18 protein-coding genes are annotated in these 26291 nt (G+C 42.7%); 16 read left to right on the forward strand and 2 right to left on the reverse strand.

Going from position 1 to position 26291, the window contains the following annotated elements:
- The first annotated feature begins 86 nt into the window (after positions 1–86).
- The 4 genes from C0V77_RS00340 (at position 87) to C0V77_RS00355 (ending at position 5148) form a co-directional block, all read left to right on the forward strand.
- Entirely contained in the window at positions 87–728 is a 642-nt protein-coding gene (locus C0V77_RS00340; RefSeq protein ID WP_101724327.1) for a family 16 glycoside hydrolase, read from the forward strand.
- Positions 729–1096: 368 nt separating this feature from the next.
- On the forward strand, positions 1097–3670 hold the full coding sequence (locus C0V77_RS00345; RefSeq protein ID WP_101724328.1) for a TonB-dependent receptor domain-containing protein: 2574 nt from the start codon (positions 1097–1099) through the stop codon (positions 3668–3670).
- A 90-nt stretch (positions 3671–3760) separates the two neighbouring features.
- Complete coding sequence (locus C0V77_RS00350; RefSeq protein ID WP_229236166.1) at positions 3761–4465, forward strand: outer membrane lipoprotein-sorting protein; 705 nt, start codon at positions 3761–3763, stop codon at positions 4463–4465.
- Between the two features lie 167 nt (positions 4466–4632).
- Positions 4633–5148, forward strand: a complete 516-nt coding sequence (locus tag C0V77_RS00355; RefSeq protein ID WP_143705978.1) for a hypothetical protein — start codon at positions 4633–4635, stop codon at positions 5146–5148.
- A gap of 37 nt (positions 5149–5185) precedes the next feature.
- Here the strand turns inward: C0V77_RS00355 and C0V77_RS00360 are convergent, their stop codons facing one another.
- Positions 5186–6250 carry a family 16 glycoside hydrolase gene (locus C0V77_RS00360; protein WP_101724331.1) on the reverse strand — a complete coding sequence of 355 codons (1065 nt, stop codon included), beginning with the start codon at positions 6248–6250 and terminating at the stop codon, positions 5186–5188.
- 126 nt (positions 6251–6376) lie between these two features.
- On the opposite strand from C0V77_RS00360, the gene C0V77_RS00365 reads away from it, so the two are divergent.
- Both C0V77_RS00365 and C0V77_RS00370 read left to right on the forward strand, forming a co-directional pair.
- Positions 6377–7645: a hypothetical protein gene (locus C0V77_RS00365; RefSeq protein WP_101724332.1), complete on the forward strand. Its 1269-nt coding sequence runs from the start codon at positions 6377–6379 to the stop codon at positions 7643–7645.
- A gap of 39 nt (positions 7646–7684) precedes the next feature.
- Positions 7685–8563: a DNA-3-methyladenine glycosylase gene (locus C0V77_RS00370; RefSeq protein WP_101724333.1), complete on the forward strand. Its 879-nt coding sequence runs from the start codon at positions 7685–7687 to the stop codon at positions 8561–8563.
- 54 nt (positions 8564–8617) lie between these two features.
- Here C0V77_RS00370 and lon read toward each other — a convergent pair whose 3' ends face one another.
- Positions 8618–11104 carry an endopeptidase La gene (gene lon, locus C0V77_RS00375; RefSeq protein ID WP_101724334.1) on the reverse strand — a complete coding sequence of 829 codons (2487 nt, stop codon included), beginning with the start codon at positions 11102–11104 and terminating at the stop codon, positions 8618–8620.
- Between the two features lie 332 nt (positions 11105–11436).
- Between lon and C0V77_RS00380 the strand changes: the two genes are divergently transcribed.
- The 10 genes from C0V77_RS00380 to C0V77_RS00425 all read left to right on the forward strand — a co-directional run bounded on the left by C0V77_RS00380 (position 11437) and on the right by C0V77_RS00425 (position 26281).
- A complete protein-coding gene (locus tag C0V77_RS00380) occupies positions 11437–14640 on the forward strand; it encodes a glycoside hydrolase family 3 N-terminal domain-containing protein (RefSeq protein ID WP_101724335.1) in 3204 nt (1067 codons plus the stop codon).
- Between the two features lie 38 nt (positions 14641–14678).
- Positions 14679–15491 (forward strand): MBL fold metallo-hydrolase, encoded by an 813-nt coding sequence (locus tag C0V77_RS00385; RefSeq protein WP_101724336.1) that lies wholly within the window; start codon positions 14679–14681, stop codon positions 15489–15491.
- A 65-nt stretch (positions 15492–15556) separates the two neighbouring features.
- Positions 15557–16456, forward strand: coding sequence for an MBL fold metallo-hydrolase (locus C0V77_RS00390; protein WP_101724337.1), 900 nt, complete (start codon positions 15557–15559; stop codon positions 16454–16456).
- A 325-nt stretch (positions 16457–16781) separates the two neighbouring features.
- Positions 16782–18461, forward strand: a complete 1680-nt coding sequence (ilvD, locus tag C0V77_RS00395; RefSeq protein WP_101724338.1) for a dihydroxy-acid dehydratase — start codon at positions 16782–16784, stop codon at positions 18459–18461.
- Between the two features lie 105 nt (positions 18462–18566).
- Positions 18567–20327 carry a biosynthetic-type acetolactate synthase large subunit gene (ilvB, locus tag C0V77_RS00400; protein WP_101724339.1) on the forward strand — a complete coding sequence of 587 codons (1761 nt, stop codon included), beginning with the start codon at positions 18567–18569 and terminating at the stop codon, positions 20325–20327.
- Positions 20328–20417: 90 nt separating this feature from the next.
- Positions 20418–20957: an acetolactate synthase small subunit gene (gene ilvN, locus C0V77_RS00405; RefSeq protein WP_101724340.1), complete on the forward strand. Its 540-nt coding sequence runs from the start codon at positions 20418–20420 to the stop codon at positions 20955–20957.
- Between the two features lie 45 nt (positions 20958–21002).
- Positions 21003–22046: a ketol-acid reductoisomerase gene (ilvC, locus tag C0V77_RS00410; RefSeq protein ID WP_101724341.1), complete on the forward strand. Its 1044-nt coding sequence runs from the start codon at positions 21003–21005 to the stop codon at positions 22044–22046.
- 154 nt (positions 22047–22200) lie between these two features.
- On the forward strand, positions 22201–23487 hold the full coding sequence (gene ilvA / locus C0V77_RS00415; protein WP_101724342.1) for a threonine ammonia-lyase: 1287 nt from the start codon (positions 22201–22203) through the stop codon (positions 23485–23487).
- Positions 23488–23546: 59 nt separating this feature from the next.
- Entirely contained in the window at positions 23547–25586 is a 2040-nt protein-coding gene (locus C0V77_RS00420; RefSeq protein WP_101724343.1) for a hypothetical protein, read from the forward strand.
- Positions 25583–26281 (forward strand): WbqC family protein, encoded by a 699-nt coding sequence (locus C0V77_RS00425; RefSeq protein ID WP_101724344.1) that lies wholly within the window; start codon positions 25583–25585, stop codon positions 26279–26281. The genes C0V77_RS00420 and C0V77_RS00425 overlap by 4 nt, the downstream gene beginning before the upstream one ends.
- The last annotated feature ends 10 nt before the right edge of the window (positions 26282–26291 follow it).

A 26291-nucleotide genomic window follows, 5' to 3' on the forward strand; every position in this document is an offset into this window, starting at 1 on the left:
CACCTTTTCTTTTCTACAAATTTGCCAAAAAATAACCAGCCTATTGGCAAAACCCCATTTTTAATATTTACAAAACCAGCCTATTTATGAAAAAACGACTCATTGTCTTCTTCTTTCTTATTTCTCTGATTGCGCACCCGCAAGGCAAGCTACTGAGAGCAGACTTTAAAAATCCATCTCTCTGGCTTATTTACAACAAGCCCACACCGGTATGGAAAGATACTATAGAACTAGACAAAACAGATAACGACGGCATGATGGTGCTTAAAGATTTTGAAATGACCAACGGCACGATTGAATTTGACGTAAAAGGGGCAAACCTCTTACAACAAAGTTTTGTAGGCGTAGCCTTTAATGTGCAGGATAGCCAGACCTATGAACACGTTTATTTCAGACCATTTAATTTCATGAACGCCGACACGGCCCGCCGGAGCAGAGCCGTGCAATATGCCTCACTGCCTGATGCTCCCTGGTTTAAACTGCGAGGTGATTTCCCCGGAAAATACGAAAACAAAGTGAAGCCTGTACCAGACCCGGACGACTGGTTTCATGCCAGAGTAGTTGTAGACCGGCCGTTTATCAGGGTGTATGTCAATAATCATCCTGTTCCCTGCCTTGAAGTGAAGAGTCTTGCCCCTGCAAGGCCGGGCAAAATTGCAATTTGGGCCGGGCCGGCTACATACGCTAAATTTAAAAATCTGGTAGTAACACCAAGCTTTAATCATTAATACAAATTCCTATCGGCAAGCATACCAATCAGGGCTGGTTTCCTTTCCACCACCAGGTTGGTATCCTCAAAACACCTCAGACTTATAAATACTAACCATACCGGGGGGCAGTCTTCTACTGCTTCATAAATACTTACCAGGCCAGGGTATTACTATTCTTAGATATTTTATTACTAATCCGGCATACTTTTTTATTCCATTCAGCAGCCTGGCCAGCCGCCTGTAAACCTCACAGCAACTACCTGTAATTCAATTAAGACACTCATCGGTTAATATCAAGTATTCATCATCCTAAATGATACACTTATCCATTTTTGGTTTCAGTATTAGCTTTTCTGAACCAACTTTGTAACGTTAAAAACTAAATCATGAAAAAAAGTAATTTACTAATCATTCTAATCGCATCTGTTTTCACCTCATTTACGGCAGCTCAGGCTCAGTTCCCGATGGGCGGTGCACCAGCCGCCAAAGCATTGCCGGGTACAGCAGGAGACCAGACACCCAAAGGTAATAGCAAAATTTCGGGTATTGTGGTAGACTCAACTACCAGTAAAACTGTTGAATTTGCCAGTGTTGCCCTTCTTGATAAAACCACCGGCAAACCTGTAGATGGCACGATGGCCGACGAAAAAGGGAAATTTACCCTCAGCAAAGTGGCTGCCGGTTCGTTTAAATTACAAATTACATTTATTGGTTATACTACCAAAGATATCAATGTAACCCTAAGCAAAGGACAAGAACTTGACCTGGGCAACATTCTGATAGCCAGCAGTGCCAAATTGCTGAATGAAGTTACCGTAACCGGCCAGTCTGCCCTGATTGAAGAAAAAGTTGACCGTCTGGTTTACAATGCAGAAAAAGACATTGCAGCCAAAGGCGGCGATGCCTCAGACGTATTGCGTAAAGTACCTCTATTGACAGTAGACCTTGACGGTAACGTTTCGTTGAGAGGTAGCCAGAACATCAGGGTTTTAATTAACAATAAACCCAGCACCATTGTTGCCAGCAGCGTAGCCGATGCCTTGAAGCAAATACCGGCCGACCAGATTAAAACCGTCGAGGTTATCACCAGTCCATCTGCTAAGTATGATGCTGAAGGTTCTGGTGGTATAATTAATATTATTACTAAAAAGAACAGCCTGCAAGGTTTAAGTCTGAATGTAGACGGCGGCGTTGGTAACAGGGGCTCATTACTTAGCCTGAACGGCAGCTACAGAAAAGGTAAAGGCGGTGTAACGCTGGGTGGTTTTGGCCGTGGGATGTATAACACTATTACCAAAACTTCTCTCGACCAGACAAGTATCGTAAATGGAGTTTCTACGCTTACCAAACAAACGGGTGATGGTTCAAGTCACGGGTTGTTTGGCCAGTATAACCTGGGATTCGATTATGACCTGGCCAAAAACCAAAGCCTGACAGCCGGTGTACGTTATGGCGTTCGTAACTTCAGCACGCAGCAAGACCTTGTAACCAGGTTATTCCGTAATGGCAGCCTTGACGCCGACGCCAGCTCAAGAAGAGACGTTGACGCCGACAACCTGTCAGGAACAGTTGATATGAACATTGATTACCTGCACACTTATAAAAAGCCCCAACAGGAATGGAGTATTTCTACACTTTATAGCCGTAATGACCTTAAAAATAACTTTGACGCCAACCTGATGACCCAAAGCGGTGAGTTATTGAACCGTCAGCGTAATATTAACTCAAATCTGAATCAGGAATTTACCCTGCAAAGTGATTACCAGACCCCAATCAGAAAAAACCAGATGCTTGAATTTGGCGGAAAGGGTATCTTCCGTGAAGTAACCAGCGATTACAAGTTTCTGATTGCAGGGCCAACCGGCAATTTCTCAACTGAAATCAATCAGCCTCAGGGCGCGCTTACCTACCATCAGAATATAGCAGCAGCTTATAGCTCATATACTTATACCACCAAAAAACGTTATACCTTTAAAGGTGGTTTGCGCTACGAGCATACATTTATAGATGCCAGCACAAAAGAAGGCGGGCAGATTGGCGTAGCAGATTACGGGGTATTGGTGCCAAGTGTAAATGCCTCAAAAACCATTAAAGGTACTACCTTTAAGCTGGCTTACAACAAGCGCATTCAACGCCCGGGTTTGCAACAGTTGAACCCGAACTTTAACTCGGCTAACCCTCAGAATATCACCGTGGGTGACCCTACTCTGAAACCAGAGATAACCGACAACTTTGAATTAACATTGAGCAAGAACATTAAGAAAACCTTTGTGAATGCTTCGTTTTTTGGTAGAGTAACCAATAATGCCATATCGCAGGTTCGTATTCCTTCAGATACCCTGCCCGGTGCAATTGTTACTACTTACAAAAATATCGGGCGCCAACATGCGTATGGTTCCAACATTTTTGCTAATGTTGCAGCAACATCGAAAATTAACGTAGGTTTGTTTGCCAATATCATCTATAATACACTTGAAGGACAAGTATTGGGCATAAACAATGTGTCAGAAACCATAACTAACTCAGGCTGGAATATCAGTGGTGGTTTGTTCTCTCAGGCTACCTTTAAAAACGGATGGGGTGCGCAGGCCTTCGGGTTTCTACAAGGAAACCAGGTTCAATTACAGGGTAACCAGGGTGGATTCGGCTTCTATACCATTGGTATCAAAAAAGACTTTAAAAACAAAAAAGGAAGCCTTGGCCTTGCCGGCGAAAACTTCCTGAACAAAAGTTTCAATATTCGTAGCGAGTTGAAATCGGCGCAGTTCAATCAGGTAAACAATATTTATATGTATAACAGAGGTGTGCGCCTTACATTCAGCTACAAAATAGGTAAAATGACAGTAGATGCACCTAAGAAAAAAGCCCGCTCAGTAAACAACGACGACGTAAAAAGCGATGGCCAAAGCGGCGGACAAACCACAGGTGGCACTACAGGCGGCGGGCAACCAAGACAATAACCAGCCCCTCCGGCTTTAAAACCTGAAGTATTTACAGATAAGCCCCTTAATAAACTAACGAATAAACTTAATTCAAATCGAACAATGAAAATGAACAAACTTTTTGCAACAGCATTTGCAGCTTTTGTTTCAATAAGCAGCTTTGCCCAGACTGTCGATGAAATAGTAGACAAGCACATTGCAGCCCTTGGCGGAGCAGACAAATTGAAATCGGTAAATACCCTTTACATTGAGCGCTCGTTGTCTGTACAAGGCATGGAAATACCAAGCACCAGCACAATGGTAGTAAACAAAGCGGTACGCTCTGAGTCAACCGTGATGGGTAACTCTATGGTTCAGGCTTATGATGGTACATCAGCCTGGATGGTTCGCCCGACAATGATGGGTGGTACAGGCGAGCCGGAAGATATGCCAGCTGAACAGGCAAAACAATTAAAAGGCCAGCTAGACCCTTTCGGTCCGCTTTTCAATTATAAAGAAAAAGGCAATAAAGTTGAGCTGGTGGGCAAAGAAAAAGTAGACAAAAAAGACAACTATCATCTGAAAGTAACTTCAGCAACAGGTGATGTGGTTGATCAGTATATAGACGCCACCACCTACTTATTGACCAAAACAAAGGCTTCAGCCAATGGTGTGGAAGTGGAAATCAGTTTCTCTGATTACAAAGATGTAGACGGCATTAAGTTTGCCTATTCTATGGACATGGTAAATCAGATGGGTAATCTGGCATTTATAACCAACAAAATCAAAATTAACCCTCCGGTTGATGCTGCGGTTTTCAAAAAACCTAAATGATAGTCATTCGCATCTAATTGAACAAAGAGGCGCGCCTGCAGGCGCGCCTCTTCTGTTTTACAGGTACCGGTAAATAATTTTTTTTGCTACATTAAAAAAAAAAAATAAAATTGCAGCACGACTGCTACTATGTATTCAATAAACTAAACCAAGCTGTGACTCACCGAATGAAAAAGACAATCGCTTTTGCCTTATCTGCTATATGCCTGGGCCTGGTTGTTGCTTACTTTATCGGGTTATATCCATTTTTTATTTTCGATAAAAACCCCATCTCTCAGGCCTCAATTGTAGCAATCAAAGACGAAAACAAGCCTTTTCAGCAATTTAATTTTCAGGAGGGCAACTATACTGCCTACGTAATTATAAGTGTTACCGACCTCATGAACTCCTGGGCCGGTATACCGCGCAACAGGGTATTAAAATCATCTGATAAACAAATACTAAGCCAGCTGAAAAACTGCGAGTTTATAAGCAATGGCAGCGACTCACTTAAAATTGAAAGCCGTATATATCTGCTAAAAAACGACTCGCTTATTTATCAGAGTGGGCTGGTGCTTGATCAGGACTTTGAGGGAATCCATAATAATGATTCTGGCTGGGCCGAAAGCAAACAAAAAGGGCAGTTACTGCGTATTCTTCGGCAGTTTGAAGCCGAAACAAAGCCGGTAGTATTCATACAGTAAATGACCGGGCCGGGCATACCGGCCACGCCTTAAACCATTATCTGGCCATATCTGCCAAGCCAGCTACAAAGCCCCAATTCTGATGCTGTTTTCTTCCCATTGCATTAAAGCCTTCACCCAAAAAAGAGGCATCGCCCTCAATAATAAATACAAGCTCATTATCACCTTTTTTCAGTTCAAGGGCTGTGCAGTTCTGATAAAGCTCCAGCCTTTCCAACTTAAATCTGGCGTAATTATAAACCTCTTTTCCGTTCAGAAAAACTTTTAGCTTACCAGTAAAATCAAAGTACATCAATTTGGGCTTATCAGCTTCAGAAACTATGTTACATCTGGCAAAAACCGTTCCGTTAGGGTATTCATAATATCTTTTCAGATTCACCACTTCATCTCTTCTTTCGTTAATTTTTGTCCAGTTCTTAATTTTCTTCATATCTGTATATTCGTAAGTCTTGTCTCTAACCAATTGCTCTGATACAGACCATTCATAAAGTATTTTTGGTAACTCCTGAATGTAAACATTGGCAAAGTAGGATTCTCCGAACATACTTCTCAATAAAATACTTCCATTGTCAGTATCAGTATCCAGCAGGCTCACAATTAAATCGGGTTCTTTTTTATAGTTCACAAACACTTTCATAATGCTGCCGCGTACCTCAATAGTGGCATGAAACCACTCCAGTTGCGAGATGGCTGCTTTGGCCTCATAAATTGGATAATGGTACATTACCCAACTTAAGCCCCCATTATAAATAGGTACATACTGAATTGCTTCCTGCGTGCCACCATAGCCGGGTCTGAAATACAGAAACTGGTAGTTCTGTTCGTTCTTTACATGGAAGCCGATTCCGCCCATCACACGGCTGGCGATATCGAGGTCTATTCTGAAATTTTCATATTTTTTATCCTTTTTAATAATGATAGCCTCATTTTTACCATCTAATTTTATGCAGCTTTTATCTTTATAAGTTTGCTCGGTTAAAACGGCTGGCGTGTTGTTTTCAGAGAATCCCTGCCAGTCTTTAAAAGCGTTCTGTGCCGAAAGACTATAAGAAAGGCCAAGAAAAAAAGTAACCATTAAAGATATGATTCTGAGCATTTTCATGATAATTTGTTTTAAATTTTGAGTAATGATTTGAGGCAGCAATATGCCATACACCCGGATAATTATCTTGTGCAAGATTGAACTGTTTTACAACTGTTTTGCGATTGTTTTTTAACCCATCTGATTATGAACGACATCAACCCTATCGATAAAGAACTTCTGGATAGGCTAAAGCAACAAATTGAGGAAATGGCAGGGCTTAGCCTGCACGAAAGCCGGGGGCAAAAAGATTATGAGTTTCTTACATTTTTTATTGAAGAGAAATCGGGTGTAAAAATCAGCCTTACCACAATTAAAAGAATCTGGCGCAATGAGTTCAACCGTTTACCGCATTTGTCAACACTTGATGCCCTCAGCAAAATTGCTTATCATAAAGACTGGCTCACACTCAAACTTGACCTGGCCCAAATACTTACAGGTAAAACCGTACCGCCTACTGAGCGTTTTTTACCTTACCCCGATAAACCCTTTGAAAAAATCAGACCTCGGTCTACCCATACAAGACTTTTCGCCATTACCGGGATTATTCTGGTTCTGGCCTTACTGGTGTTTAAAAACAAACTTTTCAAAAATGGTATTCGTACAGGAGACGTTCAGTTTTCTGCCAAAACCTCTGTTTCTAATACCGTACCTAACACAGTTGTTTTTACTTACAATATCGATTCTGTTAATGCCAGGAAGTTTTATATTCAGCAATCGTGGGATAAAAAACGAAGAGTAGAAATTACCAAAGGCAATTATCAGCAAACGGATATTTATTACCTGCCCGGCTACTACATGGCCAAAATCATTGCAGACGACTCTATCATCAGAGAGATTCCGGTACATATCAAGACCGACAACTGGGTAATAGCGGCACACCAGCCACCAATAGAGAATAAAATACTACCGCAGACCGATTGGGTATCAAAAGACATCATCGGCGTAAAGCCCGATATTTTGGTCAGTAACAAGCTGGATACCAAAGAACCCTTTATGCTCACTTTTCATAATAGCCGTGATTTTAATATTGATGGAAACAGATTTGTTTTCAGAACTGATTTCAGAATGGATTCAACAGGCGTAGTTTGCCCTGCAGTGGCAGTACTGATTAAAGGAGAATATGAATATATGTATGTTAACCTGGCCCATAAAGGCTGTGAAAGTAACATAAACGTGAGTATCAGTAACCGGAGGTTTGACGGCAAAAAAACAGATTTAACCGCTTTTGGTACTCAAATGTACGGGTGGCAGCATGTGAGCATAATCAACAGAAACAAATTTGTGAGTATTGCATTAAACAATCAAACGATTTTTGAAACACCCTATAAAAAGCATCTGGGTAAACTCAAAGAAATTGGCTTTATTTTCAGGGGGAATGGTATCATAAAAAATACACAGATCAACAGACTTTAAGCGCGGTCGCTATTTTTAACATTTTCGACAACCTAAATAATGATACATATTACCACGCCAGAAGCATTTAGTTATCAGGAATTGCTGAGGTTTTTATCGCGTAATGAAAAAGAGTGCCTGCATACCATAAAGGGAGATACTATCTACAAGGTTTTAGACATGGGCAATAATCTGGTGCTGTTTTCTATTGCATATCACAACGGCCTTGCCGTTCATATCCATACCGGAAACGCCACGCCAGAAGTGCAGCAGCGCATAAAAAACTATATTGAAAACTGGTTTGACCTGACCGCCGACCTGAACGTATTTTATAAAGCCGTGCAGGCTGACCCTATAATGCAGCAGCTTTGCCAGAAATACTATGGCCTGCGCATGGTAGGTATGCCCGATTTATTCGAGTCGCTGGTTTGGTCGGTTATCGGGCAACAGATCAATCTTAACTTTGCTTACGCGCTTAAACAAAGGCTGGTGCACAACTTTGGTAAAAGTGTAACTTTTGATGGTGAAGCATTTTATGCACTACCCACACCACAAACACTGGCGGCACTTAAGGTAGAAGACTTCCAGCCATTTCAGTTCAGCAGAAGTAAGGCACAATATATTATAAATATTTCACAGGCATTTGCAGAGGGTATTCTGGCGCAGGAGAAACTATCCCGGTTAGGGTATGAAGAAATCAAGCAGCAATTAACTGCCATTAAAGGAGTAGGAAACTGGACAGCCAACTACTCAATGATGAAAAGCCTCAAAAGCTACGATGCGTTTCCGGTTGAAGATGTAGGCCTTCATCATGCGGTAAAAAACCAATATAAATTACCGGCCAAACCCACTATTGCCGAATTGCACCAGATGGCTACCCTGTGGCCGGGCTGGCGTGGTTATGCTACATTTTATTTCTGGCACTCATTGCTGGAATAAAAAAATAGCAGATGCTTCAGGCAACTGCTATTTTTTTGTAGTCAATAGTTAGCACTATAAAAGTTCTACCGGCTCAGCCTCTTTCTTTTCTTCCGGCAGAATAAACTTCATGGCATTGGCAACTTTGCCGGGCAATAATGCTATTTCCAGCACTTCCTGCACGTAGTCAACATAATGGAAAGTGAGGCCTTCTGTATACGTGGCACCTACCTCCTCTACATCCTTGCGGTTTTTGTAGCACATTACAATCTCTTTTATACCCGCACGCTTGGCAGCCAGAATTTTCTCTTTTATACCGCCCACAGGCAGTACTTTTCCGCGAAGGGTAATCTCGCCTGTCATGGCCAGATTCGGCTTCAGTTGTCTTTGGGTATAGATAGAGGCCATTGATGTAACCATGGTAATACCTGCAGACGGGCCATCTTTTGGCACAGCCCCCTGTGGCACGTGAACGTGCAAATCGTAATTCTGAAAAATGCGGTAATCAATACCTATTTCATCGGCATGCGATTTAAGGTAAGAAAGCGCCGTAACGGCCGATTCTTTCATGACGTCTCCCAGTTGGCCTGACAACGTCAGCTGGCCTTTACCCCTACTCAGGCTCGACTCTATGAAAAGTATATCTCCACCTACCGAAGTCCAGGCCAATCCGGTTACCACACCCGGCAACTCATTGCCTTCATATAGGTCATGGTCAAATATAGCTCCGCCCAATAGTTTCTCAACGTGTTCAACTTTTATCAGTTTCGGATATTCCTCCTGCATGGCAATAGACTTGGCAACTTTTCTTATCAAAGTTCCAATCTGCTGTTCAAGACGACGAACCCCAGATTCTCTGGTGTAGCCTTCAATTACCCGTTGAATAGCCTTATCTTCTATTTTCAGGTCTTTTACCTTTATACCGTGTTGCTCTAACTGCTTAGGCACCAGGTGTTTTTTAGCGATTTCTATTTTCTCCTCAACCGTATAACCTGAAATCTCAATTATCTCCATGCGGTCTCTTAACGGCGCCTGAATAGTATCTAAAGAATTAGCAGTGGCAATGAACAGCACCTTAGATAAATCATAGTCAACCTCCAGGTAATTGTCTTTGAAGGACGAGTTTTGTTCGGGGTCCAGAACTTCCAGCAGAGCCGATGAAGGGTCACCTCTGAAATCGCGGGAAACCTTATCTATTTCGTCTAAAACAAATACCGGGTTTGACGATCTGGCTTTTTGCAGATTCTGAATCACCTTGCCCGGCATGGCACCGATATAAGTTTTTCTGTGGCCGCGTATTTCTGCCTCATCATGTAGTCCACCTAACGCCATCCGTATGTAATTACGACCCAGCGATTTGGCAATTGAGCGCCCCAATGATGTTTTACCAACACCCGGAGGCCCATAGAGGCACAGAATAGGTGCTTTCATATCGCTTCGTAATTTTAATACGGCCAGATACTCAATAATACGCTCTTTTACTTTCTCAAGACCCGAGTGGTCGGCATCCAGTATTTTTTTAGCCCTTTTCAGGTCAAAATTATCTTTTGTGTATTCTGCCCAGGGCAGCTCAATCATGGTTTCGGCATAGGTTAATGAAACCCCATATTCCGGCGCCATTGAGTTCATGCGCAGAATTTTGTTCAGTTCTTTATGAAAATGCTCGTTGGCCTCTTTAGACCACTTCTTTTTGGCGCCTTTGGCACGCAGCTTTTCTACCTCCTGATCAGGCGTTTCCATGCCCAGTTCTTCCTGCAACACCTTTATCTGCTGGCGCAGGTAATATTCTCTTTGTTGCTGGTCAATATCAAGGCTGGCTTTGCTCTGTATATCTCTTTTGATTTCGAGCACCTGAATCTCTTTCATCATGTGTTCCAGCAGTTTGTGTGCCTGCTCGCTACCGTCGTAAGTCTCCAGAAGCAATTGTTTCTCGCTAATCTCAATATTCAGGTTAGAAGACAAAAAGTGGGTCAGGAAACTAGGGCTGTCAATATTACTGATAGCCATCTGCGCATCTTTCGGTATCTCCGGATTCAGGCTCAGAATTTTATAAGCCGCCTCTTTCAGGCTCTGTATCAGGGCTTTCACCTCTTTTTTCCGTACACTCGGAAAATTATCAGCTATATACTTAACCGTAGCGCTAAGGTGCGGTTCGGTCTGAGTATAGTTAACAACCTCAAAACGGCGGCGCCCCTGAATAATAACCGTCACATTTCCATCAGGCAGCACAATCATTTTAAGAATGGTTGCAATCGTACCAATTTTATATAAATCTTCGGGTGTAGGTTCGTTGGGCGTATGGCGTATCTGTGCAACCACACCAATGGTTTTATCAGTGCGATAAGCCTTTTTTACCATTTTAATAAATTTGGCCCTTGTAACAGTAACAGGTATAACAATACCCGGAAACAGAACGGTATTTCGAAGCGGAAGAAGCGCTAGTTCGGTTGGAAGATTATTCTCATTCTCCATCACTTCATCCGGTGAAGCGATTTCAATCATTTCCACATTTTCTACGTCTTGGCGTCCCATCATAAGGCTGGAGATTAGTTCACGATTCATGTACCACAAATTTAGGTTCTTCTATCAGGCTTTTTCTTAAAAAACCCGTTTTATTTAACAGCAAACATTAGTTAATTATCTGGTAAAAACCTGCTGAACACCCTTCTAAAAAACCATTAATGACTCGTATTTATCTGCCAGAATGTCAGAGTGAATGTACAAAACGTTTTGTATAATTAAAATATTTCTGTGCTTTTTTTATTGTTCAAACCAAGTGCCAATTTTACATACATGGCATAGTGGCAGTAAAATCATTAAATATGCTCAGGTTTTTGAAACCATACCGATTTATTGTCTATTTTTGATTTCTGTTCCGACAAAATCTTAAACTCATGAAAAAAGTATTCCTGCTCTGTTTTCTGTTTTTCAGTCTGCTATCTTCCTTTGCTCAAAAAAGCCCCGATTTCCTCAATAACTATAACCAACGCTGGGTAGATTCTGTTTTCGCGACCCTGTCGTTAGACGAGAAAATCGGTCAGTTATTGATGCCACGGGGAAATACTTCAGGCCAGGGATATAACGTTGAAAAACTCAAAAAATGGGTACAGGATTACAAAGTGGGCGGTATGGTATTCTTTGCAGGCCAGCCAACCACACAGGCTCGCATTGTAAATGAGCTGCAGGGGATGTCTAAAGTACCCATGCTGATAGGAATGGATTTAGAATGGGGATTAGCCATGAGGCTGGATAGTACCGTTCGGTTCCCTTATCAGATGACCCTCGGCGCCATCAGAGGTAAAGAAGCAGATATACGTGAGATGGGTGCTGAAATAGCCCGTCAATGTCGCAGAATGGGCGTGCACATCAATTATGCCCCTGTAGTAGATGTCAATAATAACCCCAATAACCCGGTTATCAATTTCCGCTCGTTTGGTGAAAACAAATACGATGTGGCCTCTAAGGCCATTGCTTATATGCAGGGCATGAACAGCGAGCGTATTCTGACGTCGGCCAAGCACTTTCCGGGGCATGGTGATACAGGCGTAGACTCTCACTATGATTTACCCCTGATAAGCCACGACAAAAAACGGCTGGACTATATTGAGCTTTACCCTTACCGTATGCTCATGAACAGCGGCCTCAGCGGTGTCATGACAGCCCACCTGAGTATTCCGGCTTTAGACAGCACCAAAAATCTGGCCTCTACGCTCTCAAAAAATATAGTTACTGATTTGCTCCGTAATGATTTGAAATTTAAAGGTCTTGTATTTACTGATGCCATGGATATGCAGGGAGCAGTAAAATACTTCCCTAACGGGCAAGCCAATGTAAAAGCTATTCTGGCAGGCAATGATATCCTTGAAACCTTTGAAGATGTGCCGGCAGCCATAGCAGCCATTAAAGCAGCCGTTGCCAATAAGGAAATAACCCAGGAAGAAATTGATTTCAGGGTTAAGAAAATCCTGATGGCTAAATCATGGGTAGGTTTAGATAAATATAAGCCAATAGAAATTAATAATCTGATACAAGACCTGAACACCACGAAGTCAGACGTGCTGAACCGTCAGTTTGCAGAAGCAGCCCTTACGCTCATAAAAAATGAAGAAAGTGTTTTACCCGTTAAAGACCTGACAGCCAAAATTGCCGTGGTTTCTGTTGATGCTGTTCAGCCAACGGCTTTTCAGAAAATGGCGGCTAACTATACTGCTGTTGATAATTTCAATTTACCGGCCAATGCCACCAATGCCGACATCAGCAAAATGCTGGAGCAAGTCTCAGGATATGACCTTATACTGGTGGGTGTACACCTGAATAATATCCGTCCGGCTGCTAAATATGGTGTTACCGATGCCAATAAAAAGGCTGTAAAAGCCCTGGTAAATACCGGCAAAGCCGTAGTAACGCTCTTTGGCAACCCTTATTCGTTGGATAAATTTGAAGACCTTGACAAAGCTAAAGCCGTTGTAATGGCCTATCAGCTAACCCCCTACATGGAAGAGGCCTCGGCACAAGCCATTTTCGGGGCTATTCCGTTTATTGGCAAGCTACCTGTTACAGTTAATGAAAATTATCGCCTGGAATCTGGCAAACAAACCCAGTCAATCGGTCGGTTAGCTTATGGTGTACCCGAAATGGTTGGGCTTGACAGTAAGGTTTTCAACGCCAGGATGGACTCGGTAGTAAATCTGGGTCTGAAAGAAAAAGCATACCCCGGTGCGGTACTTGAGGTAGCCAAAGACGGAAGGGTTATTTACCAAAAAGCATTTGGATACCATACTTACGAAGCCGCCAAAGCAGGCCTGAATACAGCCAATGAAATGGTATTAAGCGCCGGTAATAAAAATGATGTGATGGACGAAAAAGTAAAAAGCGCGGCTTCTATACAGGCAGGGCCGGCACAAACCAATGCGGTATCAAACGGCAAGGTAAAATTAACCGACCTCTATGACCTGGCCTCAGTTACCAAAGTAAGTACATCATTACTGGCTGTAATGCAGTTAATGAGCGAAAACAAATTTGACCTCGACAAAACCTTTAAGGACTACTATACAGAATTTGATAATTCAAATAAGGCAAATCTGCGGTTCAGAGATATGCTTACCCATAAATCAGGTCTGAAAGCCTGGATTCCGTTCTGGATGGACTGCATAGACTCGGTAAAGACCGTGATGAACAGCCCCGTATTTAAAGCTAAATACGCACAGAAATACAAAAGGAAATTTTTAATGAGCAAAAAGAAATACTTTGCCCTGCTCATGAAAGCCATTAAAGAAGATAAAAATCTGTGGAAAGAAACGCTGTCGCCTGTTACATTGGTTTGGAAAAAGAATACGATTGCCAATGAACCGTCGGACGATTACACTGTTCAACTCACAGACAGCCTGTGGCTGCACAAAGATTACAGAGAGAAAATTTTCAATGCCATTAAAGATTCGCCTGTTAAACCCGATCAGGGCTATGTGTATAGCGATTTACATTACTACGCCTACCCGACTTTTATGCCGCGCATAACCGGCATGCCCTGGGAAGACTACCTAAAAAAAACTTACAAACAACTCGGGGCAAACAGCCTTACCTATAATCCGCTGCGCTTTTATGCTAAATCTCAGATTGTACCCAGCGAGCGCGATACATTATTCAGGCATACACTCATACACGGGCGTGTGCATGATGAAGGCGCCGGTATGCTTAACGGCGTTTCGGGGCACGCAGGTTTGTTTGGCAATGCCAACGACTTAATGAAACTGATGCAGCTTTATCTGCAAAAAGGAACTTACGGCGGCAAGCAGTTTATTAAGCCCGAGGTGGTTGATGAGTGCACCCGTTACCAGTTTCCTGAACTAAAAAACAGAAGAGCCATTGCATTTGACAAAATAGACTTTAACCCTAAGGTGGCCAACGGGCCAACACTGGCAACACCTGAAAGCTATGGTCATTCAGGCTTTACAGGTACTTTCGTTTGGGTAGACCCTAAATATAATTTTGCCTACGTTTTCTTATCAAACCGTGTTTACCCAACCCGTGATAACACGAAGATAAGTACGCTGAACATCAGAACAGCTATTGGCGATGAGATTTACAAAACCGTAAAATAATACAGGTGGAGTAAATTAATGTTTTACTTCTTAGAAAAATGCAATATCTGAAACATAGAAAGTTTGCCGATGTTGAGCTTTTCCGTTTTGGTTATGCTCCTATCGGCAAACCCTGGTTTAATGTGTACTGTTTTGTTTTTGACCACGTATTAATTGATACCGCTCAGGCGCACTGCCGAGAAAAAGTAAAAGCCACATTGAAGGACAAAAGAATTGAAAAAATTCTGCTGACGCATTTTCATGAAGACCACTCAGGTAATGTAGCTGCTCTGGCCATTGAGCATCAGGCTGAAGTATTTGCCCACGCAGCAACCCAAGAAAAAATAAAAAAAGGCTTCGGTCTGCATCCTTATGAGAAGGTGCTTTTCGGGCATATTACACCTTATGAAAGCCATATACACAACTTCCCGGCCATTATTGAAACGCCAAACCACCAATTAGTACCTATTTATACACCGGGGCATTCAGACGACCACACGGTTTTTCTCGAGCCCAACAAAGGCTGGCTGTTTTCAGGCGACTTGTTTGTGGGTATCCGGATCAGGGTTTTCAGAAAAGGTGAGAAATTCTGGCAGCAGGTAGCGTCTATGAAAAATATACTCCAATATAATTTTGATGTACTTTTTTGCGGGCACCACCCCCGGTTAAAAGATGGTAAACAGCAATTACGGGCCAAATTACAATATTTTGAAGACTTTGGCGGGCATGCACGCAGCCTGCACCAAAAGGGTTTGCCGGTTAAAGACATCATGCGAACCATGAAACTGCGTGAAAATCATCTGATGCGGCTTTTGCTATCCAACGACGTATCCGTCAGATACATGGTAGAAGCTGCTTTGGAAGACGAATAAGCAGATAAAGCATAACAACCTGTTTAGTAACACATTAGCATACAGAACCTTTAATCTTTAGACCCATGAACCGCAGAAATTTTGTACAAACCACAGGCCTTACTCTTGGGGCATTTGCTATTTCCGGCAAAGAATTACTGGCCAGTATTATGGCGCAGAATCCGTATAAACTGAAAGATTTACGCGGTGGCGTAGGTGTTTTTACTGAACGCGGTGGCACTATAGCTTATCTGGTTACAACTAAAGGCCTGGCCGTGGTAGACTCTCAGTTCCCTGAGCAGTCGAATCACCTGATTGGTGAACTGAAAAAAATATCAGAGAAACCAATACATCTGCTTATCAATACCCATCATCATGGCGACCATTCGGGTGGCAACATTGCTTTCAAAGGCATTGCTGAACATGTAGTTGCCCATAGTAATTCACTGAAAAACCAGAAAGTAGCCGCAGAAAAGGCCAAAACTGAAGACAAACAGTTATATCCTGACATAACCTTTACCGACACCTGGAAACAAAAAGTTGGTAAAGAGACCATTAAAGCCCATTATTTTGGACCCGGACATACCAATGGCGACAGCATTATACATTTTGAGCAAGCCAATGTGGCTCACATGGGCGATTTGCTTTTTAACCGCCGATACCCTTTTGTAGACCGTGCTGCCGGTGCATCTGTCAAAAGCTGGATTACCGTGCTTGACAAAACGCTATCTACTTTTGATAACCAAACGCTTTTTGTTTTCGGCCATGCCTTCGACCCTGAAAAAATAACCGGTAATAAAGAAGACATCAAGGTGTTTCAGGACTACCTGGCAAAGCTATGGAGTTTTGTAGAAGGCGAAGTAAAAGCCGGTAAAACGAAAGACGAAGTTTTAAAGTCCACGGCTATACCGGGCGTAACCCAAATGCAGGGCGATGGCATCCAGAGAAGCATTCAGGCCACCTACGAAGAGGTCGCAGGGGCATAAAAAATCTTTGAATTAGCCTAAAGGCAACTTAGAAAAGTGCAAAAAAATGGAAATTCTGAAATTTTATTTTAAAAAATTTGGAATTAAAAAATCCTTTCACCTACATTTGTATAGAATATGATTCGCACTTAGCGAATTTTCGCAAATAGAGAAGTTTATTCATGAGTCAATATAGAGTCATTATCGTTCTAATTATTCACCTGCTCGCCTAGCGAGTGTGAAGGAGGACGCATGACCATAGCCTGACGACCTTCTTCACTGTGTGAAGAAGGTTTTTTTATGAACAAAATATTATTTAAGACTTAAATCACCCCATTCAATTTCAATGACCACGCTTAATAAATACAGTCGAACACTTACACAGGAAGTAACAAACCCTGCCGCACAAGCCATGCTTTATGCCATTGGCCTTACAGAGGAAGACATGGAAAAACCCCAGATTGGTATAGCCAGTACCGGTTATGAGGGCAACCCCTGTAACATTCATTTGAATGGGCTTTCGGTGCATGTAAAAAAAGGCGTGCAGGAAAACGGAATGGTTGGGCTGATTTTTAATACGATTGGTGTTTCAGACGGAATGACCAACGGAAACGACGGCATGAGTTACTCATTACCCAGCCGCGATATCATTGCTGATTCAATTGAAGACGTGGTTTCGGCCCAATGGTATGATGGTGTAATTGCCGTTGTAGGTTGCGATAAAAACATGCCTGGCGCCATGATGGCCATGGCACGCCTAAACCGCCCTGCCATTTTGGTTTATGGCGGCACTGTGAAATCAGGTTATTACCATGGCCAGAAGCTGGACATCGTTTCGGCTTTTGAGGCATTGGGTAAAAAGTTTGCCAATAATATATCTGACGAAGATTATAAAGGCGTTATCCAGAACTCAATTCCGGGCCAGGGTGCCTGTGGTGGTATGTACACAGCCAATACGATGGCGTCATCTATTGAGGCAATGGGCATGAGCTTACCGAACAGCTCATCATACCCGGCCACACACGAAGGCAAAAAGGCAGAATGCCTTGCCATTGGTGCCGCCATGAAAGTGCTTCTTGAAAAGCAGATACTACCGCGCGACATTATGACACGCAAGGCATTTGAAAATGCGCTTACGGTAGTAATGGCATTAGGTGGTTCTACCAACGCGGTGTTACACTACCTTGCCATTGCCTCTTCGGCAGGTGTAGAGTTTACATTAGATGACATTCAGGCCATTTCAGACCGCACACCTTTATTGGGCGACCTGAAACCTTCAGGTAAATATTATATGGAAGACATGCACCCCATTGGTGGTGTACCGGCAGTAATGAAATATCTTTTACAAAACGGTTTGTTGCATGGCGACTGCATCACCATTACAGGTAAAACCGTTGCCGAAAACCTGCAGGATGTACCAGACCTTGATTTCAGCACACAAAGCATAATTCGCCCGGTTACCAGTCCGCTCAAAGCCACTGGCCACTTACAGATTTTATACGGAAACCTGGCCGAAAAAGGGGCGGTAGCAAAAATAACAGGAAAAGAAGGCGAAAAATTTGAAGGTATTGCAAAAGTATGTGAGCGTGAAGAAGAAGTAATTGAGTTTTTGAGCAAAGGCGAAATAAAAGCAGGGCATGTAGTGGTAATCCGCAATGAAGGCCCCAAAGGCGGGCCGGGTATGCCAGAAATGCTCAAGCCTACCTCAGCAGTAATGGGTGCCGGTCTCGGCGATTCAGTAGCCATGATTACCGATGGCCGTTTCTCGGGTGGTACACACGGTTTTGTAGTAGGCCACGTAACACCTGAAGCCTATGATGGCGGCACAATTGCCCTGGTAAAAGATGGCGACAAAATTACTATTGATGCCATTGACAATAAGCTGATTCTGCACGTGTCAGACGAAGAACTGGCCGAACGCAGGGCAGCCTGGCAACCGAAAGAATCAACATTTAAAAGAGGAGTACTTAGAAAATACATCAAAAATGTAAGTTCGGCTAGTGAAGGTTGCGTAACAGACCTGTAACTGACAAAGCCGGAAAACCGTAACAGTGGCTTCGGCAGTATTTACAAAAGATAACCGGCGAAAAGACTTACAACAATATAAGTATACATTAAAAACCACTCTGACATGGGAAATTTATTAGAAGTAGAAGCCAAGCAGGAGGTATTAACTTTACCCCTTGAAGAGCCCCAAAAGAGAGAATATCTTACAGGTGCACAAGCCATGATGGAGTGCCTGCTGGCCGAAGGCGTAGAAACCATTTTCGGATACCCCGGTGGCGCTATTATGCCTACTTATGATGCCCTCTATGACTATATAGACCGTCTTAACCATATACTTGTCCGTCATGAGCAGGGTGCCGGCCATGCCGCGCAGGGTTATGCGCGTGTCAGCGGCCGCCCTGGTGTTTGTCTGGTAACATCTGGTCCGGGTGGCACAAACCTGATAACACCCATAGCAGACGCCATTATTGACTGCACCCCGTTGGTTTGTATTGTAGGCCAGGTTAAATCTACTTTATTGGGTACCGATGCATTTCAGGAAACTGACATGATTGGTGTAACAACGCCAGTTTGCAAGTGGAATTACCAGATTACCAGCCCCGATGAAGTACCAGAGGTAATGGCCAAAGCATTTTACATTGCCCAGGCTGGCAAGCCCGGCCCGGTTGTGATAGATTTCACCCGAGACGCACAGGCCGGTAAAATGACAGACAAGTTCAGTTACCAAAAGGTAAATAAACTGGTAACGTATCGCCCTCGCATTGTGCCTAAGCAAGAGCAGATTGAAAAAGCCGCCGAGCTGATTAACAAGGCTAAACGCCCCTATATATTGTTTGGCCACGGCGTATTAATTGCTGATGCCGTACAAGAGCTGCTTGAGTTTATTGAAAAAACAGATATGCCTTGCGCCAGCACCTTATTAGGTTTGTCTGCCGTACCGATTGACCACCCCAATTATATGGGCTGGCTGGGTATGCATGGCATGTATGCACCTAATGTAATGACAGACCAGTGCGATGTGTTGATTGCCATTGGGATGCGCTTTGATGACCGCGTAACGGGCGATGCAACAAGGTTTGCCAAACAGGCGCGAATCATTCATATAGAAATTGACCCTTCTGAAATAGAGAAAATAAAGAAAACCGAAGCGCCTGTAGTTGGCGATGCCAAAGAAGCATTGAAAATGCTGATGCCGCTGGTTAAGAGAGGAGAATTTACTGCCTGGAAAAACGAATTCAGGAAACTGGATGCCAGAGAACACCAGAAAGTAACGCTACGCGATTTGAAAGGTGAAGGCAAGATAAAAATGGCAGAAGTAGTTGCCATGCTGTCTGACAAAACCAAAGGTGAAGCCTGTATTGTGGTAGACGTTGGCCAGCACCAGATGGTAACGGCACGGTATTACCAGTTCCGTAAGCCTAATTCTTACATTGCATCCGGCGGATTAGGTACTATGGGATTTGCTATTCCGGCTTCATTCGGCGCCAAAATGGGAGCACCTGAACGCGAAGTGGTAGGCATTATTGGCGATGGTTGTTTTCAGATGACCATCCAGGAGCTGGGAACCATTGCGCAAAGCGGGCTGGCAGTTAAAATGATTATCCTGAACAACAATTACCTGGGTATGGTACGCCAATGGCAGCAATTGTTCTTCGATAACCGCTACTCATTCGTAGAACTAAAGAATCCTGATTTCATTACCATAGCCAAAGGATTTGGCATTGAAGGCCACACCTGTGCTGAAAGAGAAAACCTCAGCGAGTCGCTTGACAGGCTACTACAGTCAGACAAAGCCTATCTGCTGGAGGTATTGGTAGAAAAAGAGGAAAACGTATTCCCGATGGTTCCGGCAGGTACAAGCGTAGCCGACATACGACTGGAGTAATAGTGAATGGCTAATGACGAATGAGCGAATCAAGCAGTTTGTCATTCAAATTATTCGCTAATCCGCTAATTCACTAATTCCTGATTATTAATGACAACATACACTATTTGCGTATTTACCGAAAATAGCATCGGATTACTCAACAAAATCACAATAATTTTTACCAGAAGAAGAATCAACATTGAATCTTTGACTGTTTCTGAAACCGAACGAAAGGGTATCTCACGCTTTACGATTGTCATCAAACATGACAAACGTGAAGAGGTAGAAAAGCTGGTACGCCAGATTCGTAAGGTTGTAGAAGTTTTAGCTGTTTTCGGTTATCTGAATGAAGACATCGTTTACAACGAAATTGCCCTCTTTAAGATTTCAACACCCATTGATGGCAAAGTAATAGATGTTGAAAACATCAATAAGGTATATAAGGCCTGGGTAGTTTACTGGGGGCTTGATTACGTTGTGATTGAAAAAACCGGTACAGAAAGAGAAATATTTGATTTCTTCCGGTATATCAAACCACATGGTATTATAGAGTTCGTTCGCTCAGGAAGAGTAGCCGTAGGCAAAACCCCGCAGGGGCTGATTGAATACCTGCCCGAAGAAATTACTGAATGGGAGTATTATTTATAGTAGTATCATATTTTTATCGCATAAACACAAAACAAAAACAATAAAATGGCAAAGTTAAATTTTGGCGGTGTTGAAGAAGAAGTAGTAACCCGCGAAGAGTACCCTCTTGAAAAAGCAAGAGAGTTTTTGAAAAACCAAACCATCGCAGTAATTGGCTACGGAGTGCAGGGGCCTGGTCAGGCAATGAATATGCGTGACAACGGCTTCAACGTAATTGTTGGACAACGCCCCGGCAAAACATACGACAAAGCAGTTGCAGATGGTTGGGTACCGGGCAAAACACTTTTCAACATTGAAGATGCATTGAAAAAAGGTACTGTTATCTGTTTCCTTTTGTCTGATGCAGCTCAAATTCAATTATGGCCAACCGTTAAACAACACCTTAAAAAAGGTAAAACTTTGTACTTCTCTCACGGTTTCGGCATCACTTACAGCAAAAAAACCGGCATCAAACCTCCGAAGAGTGTTGACGTCGTATTGGTTGCCCCTAAAGGCTCTGGTACTTCACTTCGTCGCCTGTTTGTAGAAGGTAAAGGTTTGAACTCAAGCTTTGCCGTGTATCAGGATGCCTCAGGCCATGCCCGCGAAACAGCCATTGCCATGGGTATCGGTGTAGGTTCAGGATACCTGTTTGAAACTGACTTCTACCGTGAAGTAACTTCTGACCTTACAGGTGAAAGAGGTACTTTGATGGGCGCTATTCAGGGTATCTTTGCAGCTCAGTACGAAGTACTACGTGAAAACGGGCACTCTCCTTCTGAAGCTTTCAACGAAACTGTAGAAGAGCTAACACAATCATTGATGCCATTGGTAGCAGAAAACGGTATGGACTGGATGTACGCCAACTGTTCAACAACTGCTCAACGCGGTGCGCTTGACTGGTGGAAGCCTTTCCGCGATGCCAGCAAACCGGTGTTCAAAAAACTATATAACAGTGTAAAAACACAAAAAGAAGCCGCTCAGTCTATTGAACGTAACTCTCAGCCTGACTACCGTGAAAAACTGGAAGTTGAATTGGCCGAACTACGTGATTCAGAAATGTGGCAGGCAGGCGCTACTGTACGTAGCCTGAGACCTGAAAGAAACTAATTCTTGCATTAAATAGAATTAAATCATTCAATGAGTAGGTATTTTGCCTACTCATTTTATTTTTTATTACATTTGGCAAAAAATTCTTTCGGGTATTTATCTACCGCCCGAAGGGGTTCTTATAATTATTTCAGGTTAAAAACAGATTTAACCAATGACCAGCATCAACAAAACAGTGCCAGAAAAACAACTGACTCTTCCGGATATTGACAATATGTATGTAGCAGCCGAAAGGCTGGAAGACGTAGCTACGCACACACCTTTAATGCATAATCTGAATCTGTCAGAACGTTACGGAGCCAATGTGTATCTGAAACGTGAAGATTTACAGGTAGTGCGTTCTTATAAAATCAGGGGCGCTTACAACAAAATGGCCAGCCTGCCCAAAGAGCAACTAGATAAGGGGGTGGTATGCGCCAGCGCGGGTAATCATGCCCAGGGCCTGGCATACGCCTGCCGTAAAATGGGTGTAAAAGGCACTATTTTTATGCCTACCACTACCCCTGCCCAAAAAATAAAGCAGGTAGGTATGTTTGGCAAAGAGTTTGTAAAAATAGAGTTGGTGGGTGATACCTACGACGACGCCTACTTTGCTGCCAAAAACTTTTGTGAAGAGCAGAAAGCCACGTTCATCCATCCGTTTGATGACCTTCAGGTAATTGAAGGACAAGGAACCGTAGGCCTTGAAATATTTAAAGATGCCAATTTCAAGATAGACTACCTCATTTTTGCCATCGGTGGTGGCGGACTGGCCTCAGGGGTTTCTACGGTTTTTAAACAACTGTCGCCACGAACAAAGCTGATAGCGGTTGAACCGGAGGGTTCTCCTACCATGAAAAAATCGTTGGAAGCAGGCCATGTTGTTACACTGGAAGAAATCAATAAATTTGTTGACGGCGCTGCCGTAAAAAGAGCAGGAGACCTGACCTTTGAGGTGTGCAAACAAAACCTTAATCATGAAATTATCCTGATTCCGGAAGGGAAAGTGTGTTCAACCATTCTGGAATTGTATAATGAAGAAGCCATAGTTGCCGAACCCGCCGGTGCTTTGTCGGTTTCAGCCCTTGATTTTTTAAAAGATGAAATCAAAGGCAAAAACGTCGTGTGTATTATAGGCGGTGGTAATAATGATATTACCCGTACTGAAGAAATCAAAGAACGTTCACTGCTATATGAAGGGCTTAAACATTATTTCATTATCCGTTTTCCTCAGCGCGCCGGTGCGTTTAAAGAATTTCTGAACGATGTACTGGGTCCTACTGACGACATCGTATATTTTGAATACTCAAAGAAAACGTCTCGCGAGCGCGGCCCAGCCCTGGTGGGTATAGAGTTGAAACAGAAATCAGACTACCAGCCATTGATTCAGCGTTTGGAAGAACACAATATACCATTTGAATACATCAATAAAAAGCCTGATTTGTTTGAGTTTTTGATATGACCGTAGGACAAACTGACATAACGTCTTACCTTTGCACCCAACGAAACCACCATTTTTGAATGTATTGGATATTTCTGTTCCTCTTTTTGGGTTTTATATGGCAAATCCATCGAAATTCAGTTTATATCTCTGAAAGCCTGAGTGATTACTCCCTGAAACTGTTTCTTGGGCTGGTTTCCTGCATTATTCCCTCTGGCTTTATCTTATCTGAGTTCAATCTTATTAACCAGCCCTGGGCCTGGGGGGTGTCTGTAAATCTGATTTCCCTGTTGTTTTATGTTGTTTTCAGGCAGGTTAGTAATCAGCAGAACTTTACTCTGGCTCAAGGATTCAGCCAGTTAAACAACAAATCAAAAACTGCCTGGGCAGGTCTTTCGTTTACAAATAAGGTCTCATTTGGGGTACTTATATTCGCGGCAGTAGCTACGGCAGTTGTTAATCTTGTTATTTTCTTTGTTACCTACCCCAATGAATGGGATAGCATGACAGGCCATCTGGTAAAATGCGCACTTTACCTGCAAAACGGCAACATGAACAGGTTGCAAGGCACCACCTGGACCATCGATTTTTATCCTAATTCCCTGCCAACTTTGCAGATGTTTTTCTTCCATCTGATAGGCGAAAAAGGATTTAAAGTAATACACTATCTGTCTTACTGGATATTTGCTTTGTCAGCTTATGCCCTGGCGTTTAAAATCTCTAAAAACTTTGTTGCTTCTGTTTTTACTGGCTTGGTAACACTTTTATTACCAACGGCATTGATACAGGCCACCACTACCGAATCGGACATCGTACTTACAGCTTATCTGGGTATTCTTGCTTATTGCTTATTTGCATTCAGGCAAAAACCAACACCGCTTAACATACTATTAATCAGCCTGATAGCCGGTGTCTGGATAGGCCATAAAGTTACCTTTCTTTTAATAGCACCTGCTGCCTTTGCAGTAGCAGTTTACACGGTATTAATCAAAAAAGAATTCTATAAGAATATCAATCTGTTCCTGATTAGCTTTATGCTCAGTGTTGGTATTTATGCGCTCCCGACAGGATACATCGGCAACATAAAAGAAGTAGGCCGGTTTAGTCTGGGCAGCCTTTCCGCCCCGCCGGTAGTAATGAAATGGCATGGGATAGAAGATTACAGCACAAAAGATAAAGTAAAAAATATGGCTCTGAATGCCGGGCGTTACTCTTCTGATTTCCTGAATTTAGATGGCTTGCGCAGCACCCCTGCAGGCAAACGGGTTAATGATGTATTCAGAGTAATACCAGACAAAATGCTTGGCCGCCTGCATCTTGAAGGAGAAAGATTTACTGTCGTATCTTATTTTTCTTTCGACCACCCCATCCGATTCTATATCGAACGCCCTTACTGGGGAATCATCAGTTTTGGTATGGTGCTTCCTGTATTGGTTATTTTACTGTTTAGATTTACAGGCCGTTACCACGCCATTACCCCGCTTGAGAAGGGCTTAGGAATATTAGCAATTGCTGCCCTGTTGCATTTTTTATCATTATGCTACTCAGCACCCTACGACCCCATCAAGGCGCGTTATTTTCTAAACATGGCTGTATGGTGTATGCCCTTACTTGTTGTGTTCTATTTATTTAGCATAAAACGCAAGCTATGGCAGTACTGGCAAGTGGTGTGTTGTGTTTTAATAGCGGTTTCGGCCATTTGCACCATGTTGTTTACAAGGATTCATCCGGTATTCGGAAAGAAAAACATCTTCAATATGAGTAGGATGGAACAGCTGACGGTTGCCAGACCAGACATTTATGAAGCCTATCAGAGGTTTGATGAAATAGTACCCGAAAATGCCGTGGTTGCCTTAGGGACGCAGCAGGAGCATGAAGATTTTGAGTATCCGCTATGGGGAAAAGACTTTAAACGCAGGTTAATACCGATACACCCTTTCCGCAGCAGACTAAAACCGATTCCGGCTGAGGCTGAATATCTGTTCTACTCAGAAGGAGTATTGCCATTTGAAGAAGGAGACATTGAATTGAGTAAAAAAGATGAACACAATGATACACCTGTTAAAGAAAGTTCGTTTTTTCTTAGAAAACTAAAAACTAAAGCCGCTGACAAGCCATGACAATCGGAATCATGCAACCTTATATTTTTCCATACATTGGTTATTTTCAGTTAATCAATGCGGTTGATAAATTTATTGTGTATGACGACGTGGCCTATATCAATAAGGGTTGGATTAACCGCAACAATATATTAGTGGCGGGCAAGGCATCACTCTTTACACTGCCATTGGTTAATGCCAGCCAGAATCGACTCATCAGAGATATAGCAGTTGATAACCTGCCGGTATGGTCAAAGAAATTTCTAAGAACCATAGAGCAATCATACAAAAAAGCGCCTTTTTATAACGAAACAATTGCGATTCTGGCGGAAGTGTTTCAGTCAGAACCGGCTAATATTGCCGAGTTATGCACCAAAAGTCTGAAAACAACCAGCTGTTATTTAGGCATTACAACCGAATTTGTAGAAAGTTCGGTTGTTTATAATAATCAGCATCTGAAAGCACAGGAGCGGATTCTTGATATCTGCAAGCAGGAAAACGCCGGCCATTACATTAACCCGATTGGAGGAATGGCCATCTACGACAAGCAATTATTTGCTGATAATAAAATCTTACTTAATTTTATCAAGGCAAAGCCAGTTCGGTACAATCAGTTTAAAAATGAATTTGTGCCGTGGCTTTCTATGATTGATATCCTGATGTTTTGCCCGGCAGATGCAATTCAGCAATATTTAAAAGAATTTGAGTTGGTTTAAAATAAAAACA

Origin of the sequence: Emticicia sp. TH156 (genome assembly GCF_002855535.1) — a bacterium.
Classification (GTDB): domain Bacteria; phylum Bacteroidota; class Bacteroidia; order Cytophagales; family Spirosomataceae; genus Emticicia; species Emticicia fluvialis.

Excerpts from the sequence above, each read along its gene's own strand:
- C0V77_RS00390 (WP_101724337.1), top strand. The coding sequence starts at position 15,557 with ATGAACCGCAGAAATTTTGTACAAACCACAGGCCTTACTCTTGGGGCA.
- C0V77_RS00420 (WP_101724343.1), top strand. The coding sequence starts at position 23,547 with ATGTATTGGATATTTCTGTTCCTCTTTTTGGGTTTTATATGGCAAATC.
- ilvD (WP_101724338.1), top strand. The coding sequence starts at position 16,782 with ATGACCACGCTTAATAAATACAGTCGAACACTTACACAGGAAGTAACA.
- C0V77_RS00345 (WP_101724328.1), top strand. The coding sequence starts at position 1,097 with ATGAAAAAAAGTAATTTACTAATCATTCTAATCGCATCTGTTTTCACC.
- C0V77_RS00365 (WP_101724332.1), top strand. The coding sequence starts at position 6,377 with ATGAACGACATCAACCCTATCGATAAAGAACTTCTGGATAGGCTAAAG.
- C0V77_RS00370 (WP_101724333.1), top strand. The coding sequence starts at position 7,685 with ATGATACATATTACCACGCCAGAAGCATTTAGTTATCAGGAATTGCTG.
- C0V77_RS00340 (WP_101724327.1), top strand. The coding sequence starts at position 87 with ATGAAAAAACGACTCATTGTCTTCTTCTTTCTTATTTCTCTGATTGCG.
- C0V77_RS00425 (WP_101724344.1), top strand. The coding sequence starts at position 25,583 with ATGACAATCGGAATCATGCAACCTTATATTTTTCCATACATTGGTTAT.
- lon (WP_101724334.1), bottom strand. The coding sequence starts at position 11,104 with ATGAATCGTGAACTAATCTCCAGCCTTATGATGGGACGCCAAGACGTA.
- C0V77_RS00360 (WP_101724331.1), bottom strand. The coding sequence starts at position 6,250 with ATGAAAATGCTCAGAATCATATCTTTAATGGTTACTTTTTTTCTTGGC.
- C0V77_RS00385 (WP_101724336.1), top strand. The coding sequence starts at position 14,679 with ATGCAATATCTGAAACATAGAAAGTTTGCCGATGTTGAGCTTTTCCGT.
- ilvC (WP_101724341.1), top strand. The coding sequence starts at position 21,003 with ATGGCAAAGTTAAATTTTGGCGGTGTTGAAGAAGAAGTAGTAACCCGC.
- C0V77_RS00380 (WP_101724335.1), top strand. The coding sequence starts at position 11,437 with ATGAAAAAAGTATTCCTGCTCTGTTTTCTGTTTTTCAGTCTGCTATCT.
- ilvN (WP_101724340.1), top strand. The coding sequence starts at position 20,418 with ATGACAACATACACTATTTGCGTATTTACCGAAAATAGCATCGGATTA.
- C0V77_RS00355 (WP_143705978.1), top strand. The coding sequence starts at position 4,633 with ATGAAAAAGACAATCGCTTTTGCCTTATCTGCTATATGCCTGGGCCTG.
- C0V77_RS00350 (WP_229236166.1), top strand. The coding sequence starts at position 3,761 with ATGAACAAACTTTTTGCAACAGCATTTGCAGCTTTTGTTTCAATAAGC.
- ilvB (WP_101724339.1), top strand. The coding sequence starts at position 18,567 with ATGGGAAATTTATTAGAAGTAGAAGCCAAGCAGGAGGTATTAACTTTA.
- ilvA (WP_101724342.1), top strand. The coding sequence starts at position 22,201 with ATGACCAGCATCAACAAAACAGTGCCAGAAAAACAACTGACTCTTCCG.